Source organism: Bacillus sp. 1NLA3E (assembly GCF_000242895.2).
Lineage (GTDB): Bacteria > Bacillota > Bacilli > Bacillales > Cytobacillaceae > Bacillus_BU.
The window spans coordinates 4100732-4120182 of the sequence record NC_021171.1; the positions used below are offsets into that span (position 1 = coordinate 4100732).

The following is a 19451-nucleotide window of genomic DNA, read 5'->3' on the forward strand; positions in this document are numbered from 1 at the left end:
TGTTTGGAGCATCCCTCCAAACAGTTCTTTTTTACCGATCATTTTTTCTTTTTCGAAATCATCATCGTCACTTGCAGCATAGTAATTGGAAGACTCGACTTTTTACGATAAGCCAAATATTTTGGCTCCCAATAATCAGCATATTTTTCTTTAAATCTTTTTAAACCCTTAAAATGGTAAAACAACTGACCATGCAAAAATATTTGTGAAGCAATTTTCTCACTTAAAAATGAAAACCTTGAAGCCCCCACATTGGATAATGGAGCCATTCCCAAATTAAAACGAATATAGCCGACACTCCTAGCCCATTGAAACAATGACAGAAACAAAAAGTCCATCGTTCCATTCGGAGAATCAGGAAGAAACCTCATCAGATCCACTGAAACCGTCTCATGATCATCATAATTTAACATTAAGCTAGCAAACCCAATCACATTCCCCATAGGATCTGCCAGAACCCCAACCGGCGCTTTTTGGATATAATCCGCGTCAAAAAAGCCGAGAGAAAAGCCCTTTTCCTTTCGTCCCCGTAACCATTCATTTGAAACATATTCTAAGTCCATTATTAACTGCGCAGAGAACGGTGATTCAACGATTTGAAAGGAGTATCCCTCCCGTTCAAACTTATTTTTTAATGCTCGCAGATTTTTCGCCTTTTTACCTGTTAAAGAAAAAGTCTTTAAATCTACAAAAGCCTCTTCTCCAAGTTTAAAGAAATCGAACCCATTTCCATGAAGAAAAGGAATCTTTTCACTACTAACTTGATAAAAAACTGGGCTATACCCATAAACATCTGCGGTTTCTATCAATTCTTCAATAGAATTCAACATATTTTCCTGACTTCCAATTGGATTACCTAAAACAACTATTTTATCGGCTACTACTTGGTAAGCAAACAAAACATTCTTTTGTTTATTCCAATACAAAAGTTTATCATGCAAAAAGATGAGATGAGCTAATGGACTTCCTTTATAAATTTCTAAATGGTGTTTAACCTGTAATTCCTGTGAAAGCGATTCCTCAAAGGGAAAACTTTTCTTCCCTCTTACAATAGCCCCAGCCGCCATAAAAATGACAGCAATCGAAAGACCAATAATGGCACTTGTGAACAAATCGCTTGAATTAACCATTACATATGGCACTAATGCTGAAGGAACATTTAGTTTTGAATTAGGCAAATTAATCACTCCAATCACCAAGTAGAGCGAAGTGATGAGAGTAATCACGATGACATCAAAACTTATTTTCCCCCATGTCAACACGGTATTTTCACGGTAAAAGCTATTTTTTGAAATCCGCAATAGAATAGCAACAATTAAGATGAATATGGCTTCCTCATAATCAAGCCCTTTAAAAAAGGTAAAAACGGCCGCTAAAATCAGGACTGACATTGTTAGGTGATAAGCCTGTTTACTTTTATACTCAATTCCCCTCGAAACAGCCAATAAAACAAATCCTGTTGCCACAGAAAGTTGGTGAGAGAGGTTCATGATTGGTAACGAAAGGATTTCCTCACTAATTTTCAACCTCTCTAACACCCCTGGAACGGCTGCTGATAAAAGGAGCACCGATCCAGAAAGGAAAACTAAACCAGTCAAAATAAAATGACTTACATTTTGAACTATGATGTTAGGAATCTGACTCCAAGATTTATTCCATTTACCCCAATACATTTTTATCAGTAAAAACAAACCAACGATAAAGGGAATTAAAAAATAACCGATTCTATACAGAAGTAATAAGACAATTGCTTTCTCATCAGAAACCATTAATCCTTGTAAACCCCATAAGAAAACAAGATCAAACGATCCAAGCCCACCAGGGATCATACTGATGATTCCTGCACAAGCAGCAATAATATAAATAGGTAATAGTTCACCTGCTGAAATTGGTATTTTAAGGATTAAACTTAATCCCCATATCCCCAAAAAAATGAATGCCCATTCCAAAAAAGATGCCGTCACAAGCTTGGCCACCATTTTTAGATGGATAGTAGATTGAACCGCCCTTTTTCTGTGTCGTAACAGGTTTATGAGATAAAAGGGTAAATAAAGTCCAACAAACCAAAGCCCAGCATAAAGCCACTTATGATCAGCAAGTAGCGGTGAATGACAAAAACCGAAGATGATAATCCAAGCCAAAATAGATATCCCGGTTATTCCGAATAGCGAAACAACACCAATATTCGTAAGTAACTTTCTTCTATCGGGTTCATACTCACTATAAAAATAAGACCTTAATCCTGCTCCAATTAGCCCACCAAATCCAAGTAAATTCGAAAATGTATTAGTGATGACGGAATACTCCATAACTTGTTTTGTTGGAATGTTAAGTTGTAATAGCTTGGTTAAGCTATAGTCATAATAAAGCATCGGGGTAATCGCCAAAAAACCACCAACAACTATGAGTAAACTCTCTACTAGCGTAAGTTCGTTAATATTATGAATAAGCAGGTTAGGGTCTAAACCTAAAAACATTTTCCTTAGTTCAAAAATTACCAAGAGTAAAAGTAAAACTGGAAAAAGAATTTTTGTTATAAAAAGCAGTTTTTCTTTATTAAAATGAAACATCTATCCACCAACTTTGGTCCAACATATACAACTAATATAATATAGTTCATTCATATTTATCCATTAATTCTTTATTTATTAATGAAAATATAATGTTAAGTACCCTTTCAACCTTCAAATATTAATCTTCACAACTTCCACATAACTTCCTCATAAGTTCTACATACCTCCATATTATTATAAAGACAAGGTAAAACAAGGGGTTGCAAACAAGGATATTGAAGTAGATATCCATGCAGCATCTTGATCCCACTATTAACAATGAGACTCATATAAAGAGGTTCGGAAAAACCTCTTACTCGGAAAATCGAAAATGTTAAGGACTCTCGATTTTCAGGAAGCTTAGTGTAGTCTAGAAAATCTAGTTTATCCTAAGTCTCTGATTCAAATGTTTTAACGCTTTCTGTTATTTTCAAGGTTAATTTTTAAAACCTCTCTATTTTTAAGCTGACCCCTGGGTCAGCTTCTTTTTTTCTTTATTTTTTCCAATACTATCCCTACAATGACACTTAATGTTCATGATATTCATTATTTGTTCAACTTAGCGTAAACGTTATTTTTATATAATATATAGTAAGAATATATGATGGGATTGACTTAAATGGCTAAATTACTTTATATTACAGCAAATCCAAAAGGTATAAGTAAGTCAAAGGGGTTACAAATTGGAGAAGCTTTTCTTGAAGCATTCCGACAAGAACAACCTGATGCTGAAATTAAAAAAATTGATTTATTTGAAGCAGAAATCCCCAAAATGGATGCCGACTTAGTCTCAGCTCGCGGAAAAGTGGGCGGATATGGTTATAAAATTGAAGACCTTCCAGAAATAGAAAAAGAAAAATATTTAGCCATGCACGCAGTTGCCGATGAGTTTGTTGAATATGATTATTATGTATTTGTTTCTCCAGTTTGGAATTTAAGCTCACCTCCAGTGTTAAAACAATATCTAGATAATTTATTTGTATCCGGAAAAACTTTTAATTACACACCAAGTGGAGCAAAAGGTGCATTAACAGGAAAAAGAGCAGTCCATATCCAAACACGAGGCGGTTTGTATATTAATACTCCAATGGCAGAATTAGAGTCTGGTGATCGTTATTTAAAAATTGCTCTTCGCTTTTTAGGCATTGAAGTAATGGATACAGTTATTGCAGAAGGATTTGATTATTTCCCTGCAAAAGTTCAAGAAATAGTCGAGAAGGCAAAAGAAGAGGCAAGGTTAACAGCACAACAAATGGTACAAGATACAGTTCAAGTATAGATTTTAATAAGGACATGGATATACCACAGCTTTCCTAGTTGTGGTATTTTTTTGATCATTTTTCTACTAAAAATCCCCTAATATAGAAACCTTTCTTCATCCTTAAAGGAATCTTCCATTCTCCTTAATAGTTTGTTCATATCTGTTTTGTATGCTGATTTTAGATAGTAGTAGTATGCATTTTTTTTCAGAAAAACTTTTTATTCTTTTTTAAAGGCTTTTTTCGTAAACTTTGTTGCTATTTATTAAAAGAGAAGTGTGGTTGATTTCCGCTCCAGGTGCTTCGCTTTCCGCGGGGCGGGCGGTGAGCCTCCTCGGCGCTAAAGCGCGGGGTCTCACCTGTCCCGCTGCTCCCGCAGGAGTCTCGCACCTTCCGCTCCAATCAACTTCCTTATCAACGGTTTTCTTTCCAAAAACAAGTAAAAAACAACAATCTTTTAGAAAAGAGCCTTTTTAAATAAAAATATTTCTACTATCACCTGCTGTATAAAGGAGGTAGATTCTTTGATTAAAATATGTAAACTGAGCATTGCTGTTATCATCCTTGGATGCGGCATCTTAATTGGCTCAAGTTTTATTCCATTTGCTGATAAGTCGCTATCAACTATAAAATCTAGTAAGGACTCAAACCAAACTATTCCAGAAACAACTCCTAAATTAGTAGAAAATGTTGACCTAGAGGGTTACGTGGCTTCCGAAAAGCAAACTGAGCCAGAAACAGTAGTGAATGAGGTTTTGTTAGATGTCCCACTCCTTAACCAAATGGATAGTCCAAGGCTTTATAATGGCTGCGAAGTCACCAGCTTAGCCATGATTCTTAATTTTAAAGGGATACAGGTTACTAAAAATGAATTAGCACAAGAGATTGCAAGAGTTCCCCTTAAATATAGTAATGGAAACTATGGAAATCCTAATTTCGGATTTGTTGGGAATATGGAAAATGGTCCTGGATTAGGTGTTTTTCATGGGCCTATTTTCGACTTGGCTAACAAATACGATCATGGAAACGTGGAAGACCTCACTAATCAGCCTTTCGATCTCATTCTTAAAAAACTTGCGCAAGGAAACCCAATCTGGGTGATCACCACAACCACCTTTGCTCCGATATCCGGATTACAAACATGGCAAACTCCCCAAGGTTCGGTAGACATCACTTTTAAAATGCATAGTGTTGTGATAACTGGATATGACCCAGAAAATATTTACATTAATAATCCATATGGCAACAAAAATCAAAAAGTGAATCGTGAAAATTTCATTGAGTCTTGGGAACAAATGGGCAAACAAGCTATTGTGATTTACTAAGGCTCTTTTCTAAAAGATTGTTGTTTTGTTGATAAAGAAGTTGATTGGAGCGGAAGGTGCGAGACTCCTGCGGGAGCAGCGGGACAGATGAGACCCCACAGGCGCTTAAGCGCCGAGGATGCTCACCGCCCGCCCCGCGGAAAGCGAGCATCCTGGAGCGGAGATCAACCACACTTCTCTTTTAGTAAATAGCAACAAAGTTTACGAAAACAGCCTTTACTAAAGACTCCCCTTACTATTTTTGATATAATATTTTCACATTCTATTAACTGGGGAGTCTCTTAATATATTTACTCCTACCATTAATTTTTATGGACAATATATTATTGGAGGAAAGTTTCTTGAGTAAAATTTTCAGATTCTGTATTGGTGTATTGATTATTAGTGGTAGCGTCTTGATTAGCTCTAGTTCCTTTTTAGACGATATTGCCAATACTTTGAAAATTAGTAAGCAGCAACAAAGTATAAATGAAAAAAATATAGCAATAACTAGTGATAACAATTTGATTGATGTCCCTTTACTTAATCAAATGGATCCTCCTAGACTCAAAGCAGGGTGCGAAGTCACTAGCTTAGCGATGCTTCTTAATTTTAAAGGGGTCATGGTTAGCAAGAACGATTTAGCTCAGCAGATTGCTAGAGTTCCATTTAAATATAGTAACGGATACTTTGGAAATCCTAACTCTGGATTTGTTGGGAATATGGAGGACGGTCCAGGTTTAGGTGTTTATCATGGTCCAATTTTTGATCTGGCAAACAAATACGTTAATGGGAAAGTGGAAGACCTCACAAGTCAACCCTTCGATCTCATTCTACAAAAAGTAGCGTCAGGAAATCCCATTTGGGTCATCAACACGAAGACCTTTGCCCCAATATCTGATCTTCAAACATGGCAAACATCTCAAGGAGCAGTAGATATCACTTATAATATGCATAGCGTCGTGATAACGGGCTTTGATACTGAAAATATTTATATCAATAATCCCTATGGCTTCAAAAATCAAAAGGTCAACCGTGAAAATTTTATAAAAGCATGGGACCAGATGGGTAAACAAGCTATTGTAATTTATTAAAATAAAGGCTGTGTTAAAGCTCAATGTTGATTTTTTACACAATGTTGATTGGAGTGGAGGGCGCGAAGACTCCTGCGGGAGCAGCGGGACAGGTGAGACCCCGCAGGCGCTTTAGCGCCGAGGAGGCTCGCCGCCCGCCCCGCGGAAAGCGAGCACCTGGAGCGTAAATCAACAGGCCAGTTTAACAACAAAGCAAAATAAAAAAAGACCTCAGCCCTTTATTAAGGAATGAAGTCTTTAACTTTATTGTAAAATTGATAAATTATTGCCAGCGTGCTGTTTTTGAAAGCTCAAGTAACGCCCAAATAACATTAAACATGAATAAACCAATTGTAATTGGTATAGCAATAAGGACACTTCTTCCGATCTTTTCCTTAATAACTGCCAAATAATATCCACAAAAAAATAAAGTCAAGCAAGCAGCGATCAGCATGATTACTAATACGATATACATTTTTTAAAACTTCTCCCCTTATATATAAAATCTTAATTGAAACTACTAAAATATGTTTTACACTGATGAGGTTCCAAGATTTATCCCCTTAATAAACCCCCTAGCGTATTCTTTCAGACTTATTATAATCGAGTTTGCTTGAAAATTTAAATTATTTTGTCTCATTTTGTTAATTACACTATTGACACCGTAACAAATTTGTCACAATGCCCCACTTTCTTCCTATTAATTTGTTACAACTAAATTATTCCTCTTGTTTTGGTCGAATGTTAACACTAGGCTCTCTTCTTGATTGGTTCTCCCCCGCTTTGTGTTCTTGTTCCTCTTTTTTGGGGTGATTCGTAGCCATTTTCTTCTTTGGCGAAAATGCTCTTCCATACGTTGCACCAATGTTAAGCTGACCTTGCAATTCCTTTATCCCTAACTGACCAAAGTTATTATTTAACTCATATTTATCTAAGATAATTTTTTCAATGTTAATTTTTTCGATAATAATAGGTGGTTCAGTTCTTGGTTGTTCGTTTGGATTGGCTTCTTCCTTTTTGTTAACTTGTTTTTTTATTTCCTTTAACTCTCGCTCTAGTTGAATAATTTTTTGTTTAAGTTCATCAATTTGTTCATTTTTTTTGATGAATAGGAATATTTCTTTAATTGACATCCTAAATGTCGCTCCTTATTTTTCATCGTCATAGGTTTAATATATGGCTATTCATTACGAACATGTCCAAAACATAATAGGAGGGGAAGGATTCGATGTTTTTTATACCTACAAAAGTCCAATTAGGTCATGTGAAAGTCAATTCTATCGGAAGACTCTCAAGCTTTTCTGTTGGGGAAAATCGAAAGATAAATAACAATAATACTTCAAAAAAAACTGAGGGGTTCGGTGAGCAAAACGGGGACAGAACAGTCGTCTCCATCCCAATTTTTTATGTCAATGATGACGACATAATGGATGCCGATGCGGTAAAACAATATTAGTCAATGGGAATTTGAGCACCATCGTTAATTTGGCGCTGATAGCTCACAAACAGAATTCCATTCCAAAATTTAGCTTTGATTTGCTCTGCTAAAACTGAATCAGGCAAAGTGATTTGGCGATTAAATTGTCCATAAAACCTTTCCGAATAGGTCATATTGCTTGGGTCTTGTAGGTGGCGGGCCTCTCCACGAATGGTTAGGATGTTTCCTTTGATTCCTAACTGAACCTCCTCTTTTCTAATACCAGGTAATTCAATAATAACGACCACTTCATGATTGGCTTCAAATATATCAACAGGAGGGAAACTTTTTACATGTCTCTCTTCTTGTTCATTTTGTTGAAAAGGATTAGAAGGAAAGGGACTAGCGCCTCCAGGACCTGCTCCGCTTTGTTCCATAAATTGTTTGGCAAATTCCTGGTCAAAAACACTGGTCCAGAAGTCACCACCATTCATATTTTGTGCTAAGTCCAACCATTGTTTTAATTTATTATAATCCATTACGATACCTCTCTCCCGTAACTCCCTCATATTCTGGGCTGGTTAGCATATATTTTAAAAGCAAACAAAAAGGGGGAATTAAATGTCTGCTCCAACTCCTTATATAAATATTAATATATATATGATCAAAATTAATTCCTTTGAAAATGCATCTGCAGTAAATATTGGCCAAAATTTATTGGCAGAATGGCATAATTCAGATAAAAAAAACCAAGGTTATGGTCAAAATTTTGGCGATGGCGCTGCATACTTAGCACCAAGAAGCTTTGTCGATGATCGGGATCAAATTGATTCACCTTCAACATTTGAATCAATTCACCCACATGAGGAGTGATTTGCATGAATTTTGCACCTATGATCATCAATCTGCTGGGTGTTAAGGTAAATGGACTCGACAGATTAGGAACATTAAATTTCGGCCCGTTGCAACAGGCTGACTTATTTGTTTCCACCAAATTGAATATGGGGTTTGGTGAACAGAACGGTGATTTATCACAGGTTTATATTCCGATATCAACAATGAATGACTCTGAACTATCAGACAGTAACTCTTGGAAAAATAGTGTTGTATAGAGCGAAAAGGCCTATTGTTGGCCTTTTTCTTTTTTCTCAATTTTATGTTTTCAGAATTAATTGACTTTATAACTAGGTTGTTATACATTAGTATTCACATATGAATTCGGATAATTTATGAAAAGAGGGAAATAGGATGGGGAATTTAAAAGGGAAAGTTGCAGTTATCTCTGGTGCGGGAAGTGGTTTAGGCAAAGAAACGGCGCTTGCCTATGCAAAAGCAGGAGCAAATTTAGTCATTTGCGGTCGTAATTATGGCAAGCTTGAACAAGTGGAAGACTTGATCACCAGCCAGTACAGTGTGTCTGTATTACCAATCCGTGCTGACGTATCATCTGAATCAGACGTTAAAATGCTCATTCAAGCAGCATTAGCAAAGTTTCAAAGGATTGATATTTTAATCAATAATGCTGCTGTTTTTCAGCAATATCCTATCATCGACAGCCCACTTGATTCTTGGGAGTATCAAATCAACAACAATGCCACCAGTGTATTTTTAATGATGCGCGAAGTTTTACCGATTATGAGAAACCAAAAATCAGGACATGTTATCAACATTACGACAGGATTGGTGCGTGAAGGTGCAGGTAGTTTTGGAGCCTATGCGGCAAGTAAAGCTGCCGTTGAAGCATTAACCTTCTCTATTGAAGATGAGGAACACAAAAACGGCCTTCAATTCCATGTATTTAACCCTGGTGTAATGAAGACGAATTTAGCTACCATCGGTGATGACCCTGCCAACGTGGCTCCATATTTAGTTGAACTAGCGCAAACAGACTCCAAGGGTGATAAAAAAGTAATACAACTTAGAGATTTCCAATTATCTGAGAAATAATAATATATTAATCAACAAAAAACTGCAGACAGTGTCTGCAGTTTTTTTAGCTTTAATCCTATTGTTTTCCACCAATAGGTAATTTAATCGTAAAGGTTGTCCCTGTTCCTTCATTACTTTTAACTTTAATATCACCTTGGTGGATATCAATAATTTTTTTTGTTATCGAAAGCCCTAATCCGTTACCCTCGACTAAACGATTTCTCGATTTATCACCCTTATAAAATCGTTCAAAAATATGCATTTGAACTTCCTTGGACATGCCAATTCCTGTATCTATGATTTGAATAACTGCTTCATTATCTTCGTCTTTCTGTAAAACAATACTAATTTTACCACCTTGTGGGGTGAATTTTATCGCGTTATGAATAAGATTTGTCCAGACCTGATCCATAAGCCCCTCATCAGCCGTGATATTCAATAATAGCAAATCAATATCCATTTCAATTTCTTTACTTCGCCACTGGGGTTCACAGGAAAGGACTATTCTGCGGAGTTGGCGGTCCAGAAGGTAAACCTTTGGATCAAAACTAAGATGGTCAGATTCTAAGGAAGTCAGCTTTAAAAGATTGTCACTCAATTTCGAAAGCCGCCTGCTCTCTGTTTCAATAATAGTAAGATAATGATTGCGTTCATCAATAGTAAGATCAGTATTTTTTAAAGCGTTCGCAAACCCACTTATGGACGTTAAAGGCGATTGGATTTCATGGGAAACATTTGAGATAAATTCTTGTCTGACTTTTTCCATTTGTCCCAACTCTTCTGCCATACGTTTAACACTTTGGCCTACTTCAAATAATGGATTATCCCGAGAATTTACTTGCTTCAGAAATACAGTCAAATCAATATTAAAATTACCTTGAGACATTCTTTCCATTGCAACAATAATGGGCCGATAAAAATTAATTTGCCTTTCTCTAACATTTGAAATACGAGAGATGAAAAACATTAATGAGCCAAAGATAAAAAATCCAAATATAGATGTGCCAATCTGTTTAATGTATAAGGAAGGTTCGCTACCAAAGTAATTGAACATCCAGGAAGTGACGTAAAACGAAGCAGACCAGCAAAGAGTTAATATAAGAAAAACCAGGAAAATTCCAGCAATTCTTTTCGCTATCTCCTTTAACTTCATCGCTATCCCTCCAATCGATACCCTAGACCTCGAATAGTTGTAATTTTAAAATCATATTGATTTTCAGGAAAGCGTTCACGAAGCCTTTTTATGTGAACATCCACAGTACGCTCGTCCCCCTCATAATCAAATCCCCAAATCTGTTCAATTAGTTGATCGCGTGAAAAAGTCTTTCTAGGATAACTTGCCAGCTTGAACAAAAGTTCAAATTCTTTAAGTGGCAATGTTATATTCGTTTCCCCAGCCATCACTTGATACGTTTTGCGATTAAGTCGCAACTCTCCTATCTCAATGATCTGCGACAATGTAATTTGGTATCTTTTTAATAAGGCCTTGACTCTTGCGACCATCTCTAAAGGTTCAAAGGGCTTTACTAGATAATCATCTGCTCCGAGTTCAAACCCTTTTACCTTCTGCGCCGTTTCTCCGATCGCCGTTAGCATCAGAACAGGGATCTCATAGTAATCCCTGAGTTCCTTGCAAAGCTGCCATCCATCCATATTGGGCATCATAATATCCAGGATGACAAGATCCACCTTTACCGATTTCAATAACTGCAATGCTTCAATTCCATCCGATGCTTCATATATTTCAAAGCCTTCACGCTTTAACAGTAATTTGAGAAGTTCTCGAATATTTGAGTCATCATCAACTACTAGTAGCTTTGTCATTAAAAACCATTCCCTTGTAGAATACTTTCACTTCTTCATTTTTACAGACATTGTCTTCCGATTAGCCGACTTCCTCTTTAATTTGCAATTGTTGAGTGGCAAATTCATGGTATAAGGAATGAGAAGTTAATAATTCCTCGTGCGTTCCACTTCCTGTAATCGTTCCTTTATCGAAAAAGAAGATTCGATCTGCATTGACCACTGTAGAAAGACGATGGGCGATCACAAGTGTTGTTCGACCCTTCATTAAATTCTCTAACGCTTTTTGGACAACAATTTCTGATTTACTATCGAGACTTGACGTTGCTTCATCTAGCATTAAAATTTTCGGATCACGCAACAAAGCTCGGGCAATCGCGATTCTTTGACGCTGACCACCCGATAATTTCACGCCTCTTTCACCAACCTCAGTGTCATATCCATTTGGAAGCTGCTCGATAAATTGATCTGCATAAGCCATCTTTGCGACCCGATGAAGCTCCTCGTCACGTACCTCTCGGTTGATTCCATAACAAAGATTATCACGAATCGTTCCAGCTAGCAGTGAGCTTTCTTGTGATACATAGCCAAATTGACTTCGCCATGATAGGAGTGAATACTCATTTATTGGTTTATTTCCTAATTTGATTGAACCCGACTGCGGCTGATAAAAGCGTTCAAACAGTGAGAATAGGGTCGTTTTTCCACTTCCGCTTGGTCCCACGATGGCCGTTACTTTTCCTGGTTCCACCGTAAAGCTAATATCTTTTATAACAGCATCACCATTTTTATAGGAAAATGTCATATGGTCAACATGAATGGGTTGATTTACATCTTCAATGGTCAGGTTGGAGTCGTCGATTTCTTTTTCTTCATCCAAAATCGTAATGATTCGTTCCGTTGCACCTAACGCTTTCTGAAATTGGGTAAAAAAGGCTGTTAATTGCGCAACTGGCATCACAATTGGAAAAAGATACATGATGAAGGCAACTAAATCTCCGGGGGTTAAAGCCCCAGTTGATACCCTCATTCCCCCGTAACCAAGGATGACGACAAGTAAGACCATAATTACTAATGAAACAAGTGGGGTAATTAAAGCTTGAATTTTAGCTTCTTTTAGCCCAAATTGTAATAATTTTGTAATTCCGTTTTTCCCATTTTTAGATTCAATTGTTTCTGCATTAGAGGATTTAACTAAACGGACCTCAGACAATACTTGATTGATCATAGAAGTAAAACGGGCTGTTTCATCCTGCATTCCTTTGGAAATCGTATGCATCTTTCTTCCGAGGGGCATGATGATTGCAAACGAGAGTGGAATAGCCGTAAACATTAATAAGGTCATTTTCCAATCTAAAAACAACATGGCAATAATCGAACCAACGATTGAAATAATCCCTGTAAAGAAACTCGTTAGATGGTTTGTAATTAAGTCCTTTACAACCCCCGTATCGTTGGTCATTCTACTAACGGTTTCGCCAGTTTGGTGCTCATCATAATAGGAAACAGGTAGGACGAGAAGCTTTTTCCATAACCGTTCCCTAATCCCTGCTATTACCGACTGCCCTACTTGATTTAATAAATAAATCGAAATCCCACCTGCTAAGGCCTGAACTATGATTGCTCCGCCAAGCATAACAATTTTTCCTTGGCTCAATGAACTGATTGAAAAGTCATTGATCAGATTTTTCGTAAACAGTGGTACAAATAATCCAACCACCGTCGTACTCACGCTAAGCAACAACGCAATAATAATGATTAGTTTTGAAGGCTTTGTCTCTGCAATTAACTGTAAAAATTCACGCCAGCCTTTAGTTTTTTGTTTTTGTATTTTTTTCAACTTTATAATCTCCTTTGCAGCTTCCTTTGTCTAGAATAAAATATAAGCTACGATTATGAACTCAATATGAACGATTTAATCTGCCTTTTCGATCTGATAGATATAGGAGGAAAAGTCTTCTTTTATCAGTGGAAGCGTTAGCCCAATCGTCATGAGTTCATCACCAAAGTATTTCTTATCAGCATGGTTCACTCTGTAAAGATCATTAGGCTTCAGTCCCCGTAACTTTACGCGCAAAAATGGTGGGTTCGGAGTTGCCAGTGTTTTAAAGTTAAAAACAACTGCCTTTTCTTGATTCTCTGAAACATACATCAAGGCTGTGTCCATTCCAGCAAACGGACTTAACAGTCTGTAAAGGTCCCCAAAACAGATTATGTCTCTAATTTGGTCATATTGCTTGATTTGCTTCATGATCATTTTTTTATCATCACTACTCATCTTATCGATATTTAATTCAAAACCCAAATTTGCGGCCATCGCCACATGGCAGCGCATGAGCAAAGGCGTCGTTCTTCCTACCTGGTGATTAGGCACATCTGAAACATGGGCTCCCATTGTAATGGCTGGATAAACCATGCTTGTTCCGTATTGAATTTTTAATCTTTCGACTGCGTCTGTATCATCACTCGTCCAGGTTTGCGACATATAATACAGCATGCCGGGATCGAAGCGACCGCCACCTCCGGAACAACTTTCAAACAAAATATCTGGAAAACGATCTATCAGCGTTTCCAGAATCCGATACAATCCCAGCATATACCGATGTGCTGTTTCCTTTTGCCTCTCGGGTGGTAATTTGGCAGAGCCAATTTCAGTCATATTACGGTTCATGTCCCATTTTACATAGGAAATCTTTGCACTATTTAAAACTTTAGTTAGAGTTTCGATTAAGAAATCTACTACATCTTCCCGACTTAAATCAAGGATCAATTGGTTTCTAGACAATGTACGGTTCCTTCCAGGCACATGAATACACCAATCGGGATGCTTTCGGTATAAATCACTATCCGGGGAAACCATTTCCGGCTCCACCCATAAGCCAAATTTCATGCCCCTTTTACAGATATAATCAGCTAATCCATCTAACCCATTTGGCAGCTTTTTCGTATCAACATCCCAATCACCTAACGAACTTTTTGCATTGTTGCGATGTCCGAACCAGCCGTCATCCAGGACAAACAACTCAATACCTAGTTCTTTTCCAGCATCAGCAATATTTTTTAATCTTTTTTCATTAAAATTAAAATAGGTAGCTTCCCAGTTATTGATCAGAATTGGACGTGTTTTATCACGATAAACACCACGGCAAACTCTGGTTCGCAATAATTTGTGAAAAGTTCTAGACATCCCACCAAGGCCTTCAGAAGAATAGACCATTAGAGCCTCAGGTGTTTGAAAAGTTTCCCCTGACTTCAAGAGCCAAGCGAAATCAAAGGAGTTTAAGCCGATGCTTACTCTGGCAGTATGATAGGAGCCTGTTTCAATATAAGCTTGGAAATTCCCACTGTACACTAGACTTAATCCGTATACATCACCGAATTCTTCGGTTGTATCTTTTGAGAGGATGGCAATAAAAGGGTTATGTTGGTGACTGCTTGCCCCTCTCGCTGATGAAATCATTTGAATGCCAGGGTGTACAGGTATCCTATCGATATGACGCTCCCTGGCCCATGTTCCACTCAACTGTAGCCAATCCCAATTCGCTTGGTGAAAATCAATAGAGGCACTCATACACTTTTGGATTTCAACAGCTTCGCTACCAAGGTTCTCATAGGAAACGGATCTCGTTATGACATCCAGATCATGAAAGATTGTGTAATGTAAATCGATCCCGATTCCAAGCATCGAATCAACCATTGTTACGACCAATGTTTCAGCTTCAGATTTATCTTCCACATAGGCAGCAGGTAATCCATTAAGGGGGCGCTTCCCTTGAAAAATTTCAAAAGAATCATAGACAAATTCTGTTATCGTCGATCCATCTGCGGAACGGATTTGATAGGCAGGAGAACGAAAATCCCCGTTCCCATACGCCGGGTACTCCTGGGGAAGTGTATCAAGGGAAAATTGTAATTCGCCAGCTTCAGTAGTCGGTGAAAACGTCCTTCCTTTAAATAATAGTATTGAAGTCGGTTGATGAATCTGTACTCGTTTGCCCCAGTACAAATGCGCTAGATATTTACCATGGACAATCTGAAGCAGATAACTAATGTTTTTATTATAAAGATGAAAAATCCCATCTTTGTCATTCCAATCGATTGGCATAATCCCTCACTCCTTAATCATCACTTTCAAACCAAGCCTAAATCAATCTCATACTATGATATGAACCAGCCTAAGTTTTTCAGCACTATGATTAAATAAGGTGTCAGGAAACCAGACGCTTGAAGCCAGTGTGCAGGAGTATTTGATTGTCGATCACCAAAACCTCTTTATTGAAACCCACCACCAATGAAAAAAGACCAGCACACTATGCTAGTCTTTAATTTCATAATAGGATTAAAAAAGGGCCACAGCAGCTTATTTCACTAAATCAGCTGTTTTTTTCTTTGTAGGAATTTTTTGATTGGCGATTATTTCCCCGAAGGGGCTAATAAAATTCGGATCATTTTGACCTTTATTATTTTTTAATGGAAGTCTTGGGAAAAGCAACTCCGCTGTCCGGTATGCCTCTTCTAAATGGGGATAGCCAGAAAGGACAAACGTTTCTACCCCTAAATCGGCATATTCCTTCATGCGGGCGGCGACTGTGTCAGGATCGCCCACTAATGCAGTTCCTGCACCTCCACGAACAAGTCCGACTCCAGCCCATAAATTCGGGCTAATCTCTAATTTGGAGCGATCTCCATTGTTGAGCTTGCTCATTAATCTTTGACCTTCGGAATCCATCCTCGAAAATACCTCTTGCGCTGAAGCAATCGACTCATCGTCGACGTATTGAATCAACTCTTCAGCCGCCTTCCACGCTTCTTCCTCAGTTTTTCTAACAATCACATGCATCCGAATACCAAATTTAAGCGTTCTTCCCTTCGCCTCAGCCAACTTACGCAAATGATTTATTTTCTTTTCTACCTGTGCAGGTGGTTCTCCCCAGGTTAAGTACACATCAACGTGGTCCACTGCAACATCCAATGCAGCCGGTGAGGAACCTCCGAAATAGAGCGGTGGGTATGGTTTTTGAATCGTAGGATATAAGACAGATCCCCCTTCTACCCGCAAATGCTCACCTTGAAAATCAACCTCTTGTTGTTGTAAAAGGCTTTTCCATATCGTTAAAAACTCATCAGTTTCTTTATACCGAGCATCATGATCAAGGAAAATCCCATCCCCCGCTAATTCTACAGGGTCCCCTCCTGCCACGACATTAATTAACAATCTACCTTTTGAAAAGCGATCAAGTGTCGCTGTCATTCTAGCTGAGAGGGTAGGAGACGTCAGCCCTGGCCTTACCGCGACCAGGAATTTTAAATTTTCCGTAACAGGCGCTAGCGTTGATGCGACAATCCATGGATCTTCACAAGATTTTCCAGTTGGAATGAGAACACCGGTATACCCCAGCTCATCTACTGCCTGCGCGATTTGTTTGCAATAATTGTAGCTAACTGCTCTTGCTCCCTCACTAGTTCCTAAATAATGACCATCACCATGGGTAGGAATAAACCAAAATACTTCCATTCTCAAACTTCCTCTCTATTTTTCAAAAAATAATGAATAACTCCGGCAAAAATTTTTATCGTTTCTTGCTCATTGTACGGTTAGTTCAAGGGGCGATCCTGCTTGCTTCTGTAATCATTTTGGATTTTGTTGGCCAACCCGATCAGATTAAACTTTTGAGTTGCATCAAGAATGTCCCGTGAAATCTGCTGTTTTAATAATTCTATTGAAGGGAACTTCCGCTCCTCTCTGACTTTGAAAATAAGCTGACAAGTAATGATTTGCCCATAAATATCATTATGAAAATTCAAAATATGCACTTCCATTGTCTTCTTCAATTGCGAACCAAATGAAGGTTTAACACCGATGTTCATAACGCCACGGTAAAATTCTCCGTTTAATGAAACATATACTCCATATACCCCATTTTCAAAGCCGTCTGTAGCAACTCCAATATTTGCAGTTGGAAAATTGATCTCTCGACCTATTTTTCTACCCTGAACCACTTTCCCGGAAACTGATACTAATTCTTCCAAACTATAATGATCCTTTGCTAGTTGCATACCCCTCAACCTTTCATATGAAATTGGGATTAGACTCTATTTTTCATAGGCATTTCGACTTAATCTTTACTTTTAAAAACAAGGCTCTGATAATGCTCAATGTTGATTGGAGTGGAAGGCGCGAGACTCCTGCGGGAGTAGCGGGACAGGTGAGACCCCGCAAGAGCTTTAGCGACGAGGAGGCTCACCGCCCGCCCCGCGGAAAGCGAAGCGCCTGGAACGGAAATCAACATTCTATGTTAACAGAGCCAAAAACAAAAAAGACCATGAACGTTGAAATGATTCCATTTCAAACGTTGCAGGGTCTTCAGTGGTCTGATCGAACCTTTATTATTCCGATTTGTTTTATATGATTTAAAATTTACCATGTCGGTCCATTTCTGTCAATTAATTTTCTAAATATTTGGCAAAAGAATATCCGTTCCATTGGATATCCTTTGCATATAATTTTAATCCCCAAAAGAAGAGTTATAGAATTTATAATTTGATTTATGTTCAGCCTTCGCTAAATACATGGCCTTATCTGCTCTTTTCATTAGCGTTTCAACAGCTTGCCCATTATCTGGATAATGAACAATTCCGATACTTACTGATACAAATATTTCTTTTTGGTATATTATCACTGGTTTCTCGATTAATTCTATTATTTTGTTAGCCATGGCTGTGGCTTCACTAATATGTTTAACATTGGTCATCAGGAGGGTAAACTCATCTCCACCTATCCGTGCTACGAAACCTCTTTTTTCAATAACTTGATTTAACCGATTAGCAATTTCTCTTAATAATAAATCACCGACCGCATGACCAAATGTATCGTTTACTATTTTAAACCCATCCAAATCAAGGATCATGACAATGACAGATTCATCCGTAAGTTTTGCTTGGATGAGTTCCTTTTCTAAAATTTGATTAAAAAATCTTCGGTTGGGTAATTGAGTTAAATCATCATGAAATGCGATGAATTTAATTCTTTCTTCTGCTTTTTTTCTTTCAGTTATATCGCGAATAATACCACTAAAAAATGTTTCATTGTCTATTTCCCAAGCCGATAAGGATAATTCTATCGGCATCTCTTTTCCATTTTTGTTTAGACCTGTTAATTCAACTGTATGACCAATGACCTTGGGGATGTTGGTTGATAAAAACCTCTTCATTCCTTCGTGGTGGGGTCCCCGATATCGTTCAGGTAAGATAATTTGTAGGTTCTTGGCTAAGACCTCTTCCTCTCGATAGCCAAAAATTAATTCTGCACCTCTGTTCCATGATATGATTCTTGATTTAGAATCGCTTAGAATGATTGCGTCTTTTGCAGAACCAATTACGGAATGAAACTGTTCCCGAGCTTTTTGTAGTTCTATATTCATTGTTTTGTTCTTCAGTTTATATTTTAGATTTACAAATAATAATATTGCAAAAAGAATTCCACTTAGGACAATGATTGTTATTGGAATTTGCATTTTTTGCCCTCTCTTTACATTGAAAAATCAGTCTGAAAATCCAATATATAATAATTTTCGACAAATAACTACAAAAATTTTTTCGAGGATTAAAATTAGAACATTTGTTCCAGTTATGATAAAATGCATATGAAGGATGGTGAAATTCATGGTACATATTATTTTTAAATTTAGGTTGAGAGTCTCTTACTAAGGAATCAATTTATGATAGAAATCACAGCTACTGGTGTGATTATGATTATTGCCATCGGTTCAAATTTAATAGGGACTACAAAAATTAAAGTGGCTAACCTTCTTCCTGCGATAGTAGTAGCTGTACTGCTTGTTTCAATTATGGTTTTTAAATCAAATTTATCATTAATTCTCCAAGTGATATCACAGTGCAACCCCAAAAATCCTCGTCCCATAAAATGAAGGATGAGGATTTTTATATGGCATTACTACAGATTTACTCGCTGTTAAATCAGTACCAAAAACAATGGTTTTCGGAACCGTTACAAAGCTCTAACGGTGGCTTTAACACAATAAGGAATAAAATTTAAAAGTCTAAAATATGCAAGTTTTTATTAACTACTTGCGCATTTGGCTTTTTTACATTCA

The 19451-nt window shown here is 37.5% G+C and carries 18 protein-coding genes and 1 pseudogene; 8 read left to right on the plus strand and 11 right to left on the minus strand.

The genetic code is table 11. The annotated features are described in order from the left end of the window. Positions 1 to 38: 38 nt before the first annotated feature. Positions 39 to 2570 (minus strand): bifunctional lysylphosphatidylglycerol flippase/synthetase MprF, encoded by a 2532-nt coding sequence (gene mprF / locus B1NLA3E_RS19755; protein ID WP_015595588.1) that lies wholly within the window; start codon positions 2568 to 2570, stop codon positions 39 to 41. Positions 2571 to 3171: 601 nt separating this feature from the next. On the opposite strand from mprF, the gene B1NLA3E_RS19760 reads away from it, so the two are divergent. From B1NLA3E_RS19760 to B1NLA3E_RS19770, 3 genes are all read left to right on the plus strand, one after another. Then, complete coding sequence (locus B1NLA3E_RS19760; RefSeq protein ID WP_015595589.1) at positions 3172 to 3831, plus strand: FMN-dependent NADH-azoreductase; 660 nt, start codon at positions 3172 to 3174, stop codon at positions 3829 to 3831. A gap of 504 nt (positions 3832 to 4335) precedes the next feature. Then, on the plus strand, positions 4336 to 5136 hold the full coding sequence (locus B1NLA3E_RS19765) for a C39 family peptidase (protein ID WP_015595590.1): 801 nt from the start codon (positions 4336 to 4338) through the stop codon (positions 5134 to 5136). A gap of 341 nt (positions 5137 to 5477) precedes the next feature. Further along, a complete protein-coding gene (locus B1NLA3E_RS19770; protein WP_015595591.1) occupies positions 5478 to 6209 on the plus strand; it encodes a C39 family peptidase in 732 nt (243 codons plus the stop codon). Between the two features lie 262 nt (positions 6210 to 6471). Here B1NLA3E_RS19770 and B1NLA3E_RS19775 read toward each other — a convergent pair whose 3' ends face one another. Together B1NLA3E_RS19775 and B1NLA3E_RS19780 are read right to left on the minus strand one after the other, a co-directional pair. After that, on the minus strand, positions 6472 to 6663 hold the full coding sequence (locus B1NLA3E_RS19775) for a hypothetical protein (RefSeq protein WP_015595592.1): 192 nt from the start codon (positions 6661 to 6663) through the stop codon (positions 6472 to 6474). Between the two features lie 244 nt (positions 6664 to 6907). Further along, positions 6908 to 7321, minus strand: coding sequence for a hypothetical protein (locus tag B1NLA3E_RS19780; RefSeq protein WP_015595593.1), 414 nt, complete (start codon positions 7319 to 7321; stop codon positions 6908 to 6910). Between the two features lie 95 nt (positions 7322 to 7416). On the opposite strand from B1NLA3E_RS19780, the gene B1NLA3E_RS19785 reads away from it, so the two are divergent. Further along, on the plus strand, positions 7417 to 7644 hold the full coding sequence (locus tag B1NLA3E_RS19785; protein ID WP_015595594.1) for a hypothetical protein: 228 nt from the start codon (positions 7417 to 7419) through the stop codon (positions 7642 to 7644). Here B1NLA3E_RS19785 and B1NLA3E_RS19790 read toward each other — a convergent pair. After that, on the minus strand, positions 7641 to 8144 hold the full coding sequence (locus tag B1NLA3E_RS19790; RefSeq protein WP_015595595.1) for an Hsp20/alpha crystallin family protein: 504 nt from the start codon (positions 8142 to 8144) through the stop codon (positions 7641 to 7643). The two genes, B1NLA3E_RS19785 and B1NLA3E_RS19790, sit on opposite strands and share 4 nt — an antisense overlap. A gap of 82 nt (positions 8145 to 8226) precedes the next feature. Between B1NLA3E_RS19790 and B1NLA3E_RS19795 the strand changes: the two genes are divergently transcribed. The 3 genes from B1NLA3E_RS19795 (at position 8227) to B1NLA3E_RS19805 (ending at position 9552) form a co-directional block, all read left to right on the plus strand. Beyond that, positions 8227 to 8478, plus strand: a complete 252-nt coding sequence (locus tag B1NLA3E_RS19795) for a hypothetical protein (RefSeq protein ID WP_041580710.1) — start codon at positions 8227 to 8229, stop codon at positions 8476 to 8478. Between the two features lie 5 nt (positions 8479 to 8483). Further along, positions 8484 to 8717, plus strand: coding sequence for a hypothetical protein (locus B1NLA3E_RS19800; protein WP_015595597.1), 234 nt, complete (start codon positions 8484 to 8486; stop codon positions 8715 to 8717). A gap of 136 nt (positions 8718 to 8853) precedes the next feature. Then, positions 8854 to 9552, plus strand: a complete 699-nt coding sequence (locus B1NLA3E_RS19805) for an SDR family NAD(P)-dependent oxidoreductase (RefSeq protein WP_015595598.1) — start codon at positions 8854 to 8856, stop codon at positions 9550 to 9552. 58 nt (positions 9553 to 9610) lie between these two features. On the opposite strand, the gene B1NLA3E_RS19810 is transcribed toward B1NLA3E_RS19805, so the two are convergent. The 7 genes from B1NLA3E_RS19810 to B1NLA3E_RS19845 all read right to left on the minus strand — a co-directional run bounded on the left by B1NLA3E_RS19810 (position 9611) and on the right by B1NLA3E_RS19845 (position 18851). Next, a complete protein-coding gene (locus B1NLA3E_RS19810) occupies positions 9611 to 10687 on the minus strand; it encodes a sensor histidine kinase (protein ID WP_015595599.1) in 1077 nt (358 codons plus the stop codon). Between the two features lie 2 nt (positions 10688 to 10689). After that, positions 10690 to 11358 (minus strand): response regulator transcription factor, encoded by a 669-nt coding sequence (locus B1NLA3E_RS19815; protein WP_015595600.1) that lies wholly within the window; start codon positions 11356 to 11358, stop codon positions 10690 to 10692. A gap of 61 nt (positions 11359 to 11419) precedes the next feature. Beyond that, positions 11420 to 13177, minus strand: coding sequence for an ABC transporter ATP-binding protein (locus B1NLA3E_RS19820; RefSeq protein ID WP_015595601.1), 1758 nt, complete (start codon positions 13175 to 13177; stop codon positions 11420 to 11422). Positions 13178 to 13252: 75 nt separating this feature from the next. After that, a complete protein-coding gene (locus B1NLA3E_RS19825; RefSeq protein WP_015595602.1) occupies positions 13253 to 15442 on the minus strand; it encodes an alpha-galactosidase in 2190 nt (729 codons plus the stop codon). Between the two features lie 255 nt (positions 15443 to 15697). After that, a complete protein-coding gene (ssuD, locus tag B1NLA3E_RS19830; protein WP_015595603.1) occupies positions 15698 to 16852 on the minus strand; it encodes an FMNH2-dependent alkanesulfonate monooxygenase in 1155 nt (384 codons plus the stop codon). Positions 16853 to 16932: 80 nt separating this feature from the next. Beyond that, positions 16933 to 17394: a riboflavin kinase gene (locus tag B1NLA3E_RS19835; protein ID WP_015595604.1), complete on the minus strand. Its 462-nt coding sequence runs from the start codon at positions 17392 to 17394 to the stop codon at positions 16933 to 16935. A 449-nt stretch (positions 17395 to 17843) separates the two neighbouring features. Continuing rightward, on the minus strand, positions 17844 to 18851 hold the full coding sequence (locus tag B1NLA3E_RS19845) for a diguanylate cyclase domain-containing protein (protein WP_015595606.1): 1008 nt from the start codon (positions 18849 to 18851) through the stop codon (positions 17844 to 17846). Between the two features lie 189 nt (positions 18852 to 19040). On the opposite strand from B1NLA3E_RS19845, the pseudogene B1NLA3E_RS19850 reads away from it, so the two are divergent. After that, a pseudogene (locus B1NLA3E_RS19850) lies at positions 19041 to 19265 on the plus strand (DUF554 family protein); the annotation flags it as partial. Between the last annotated feature and the right edge of the window lie 186 nt (positions 19266 to 19451).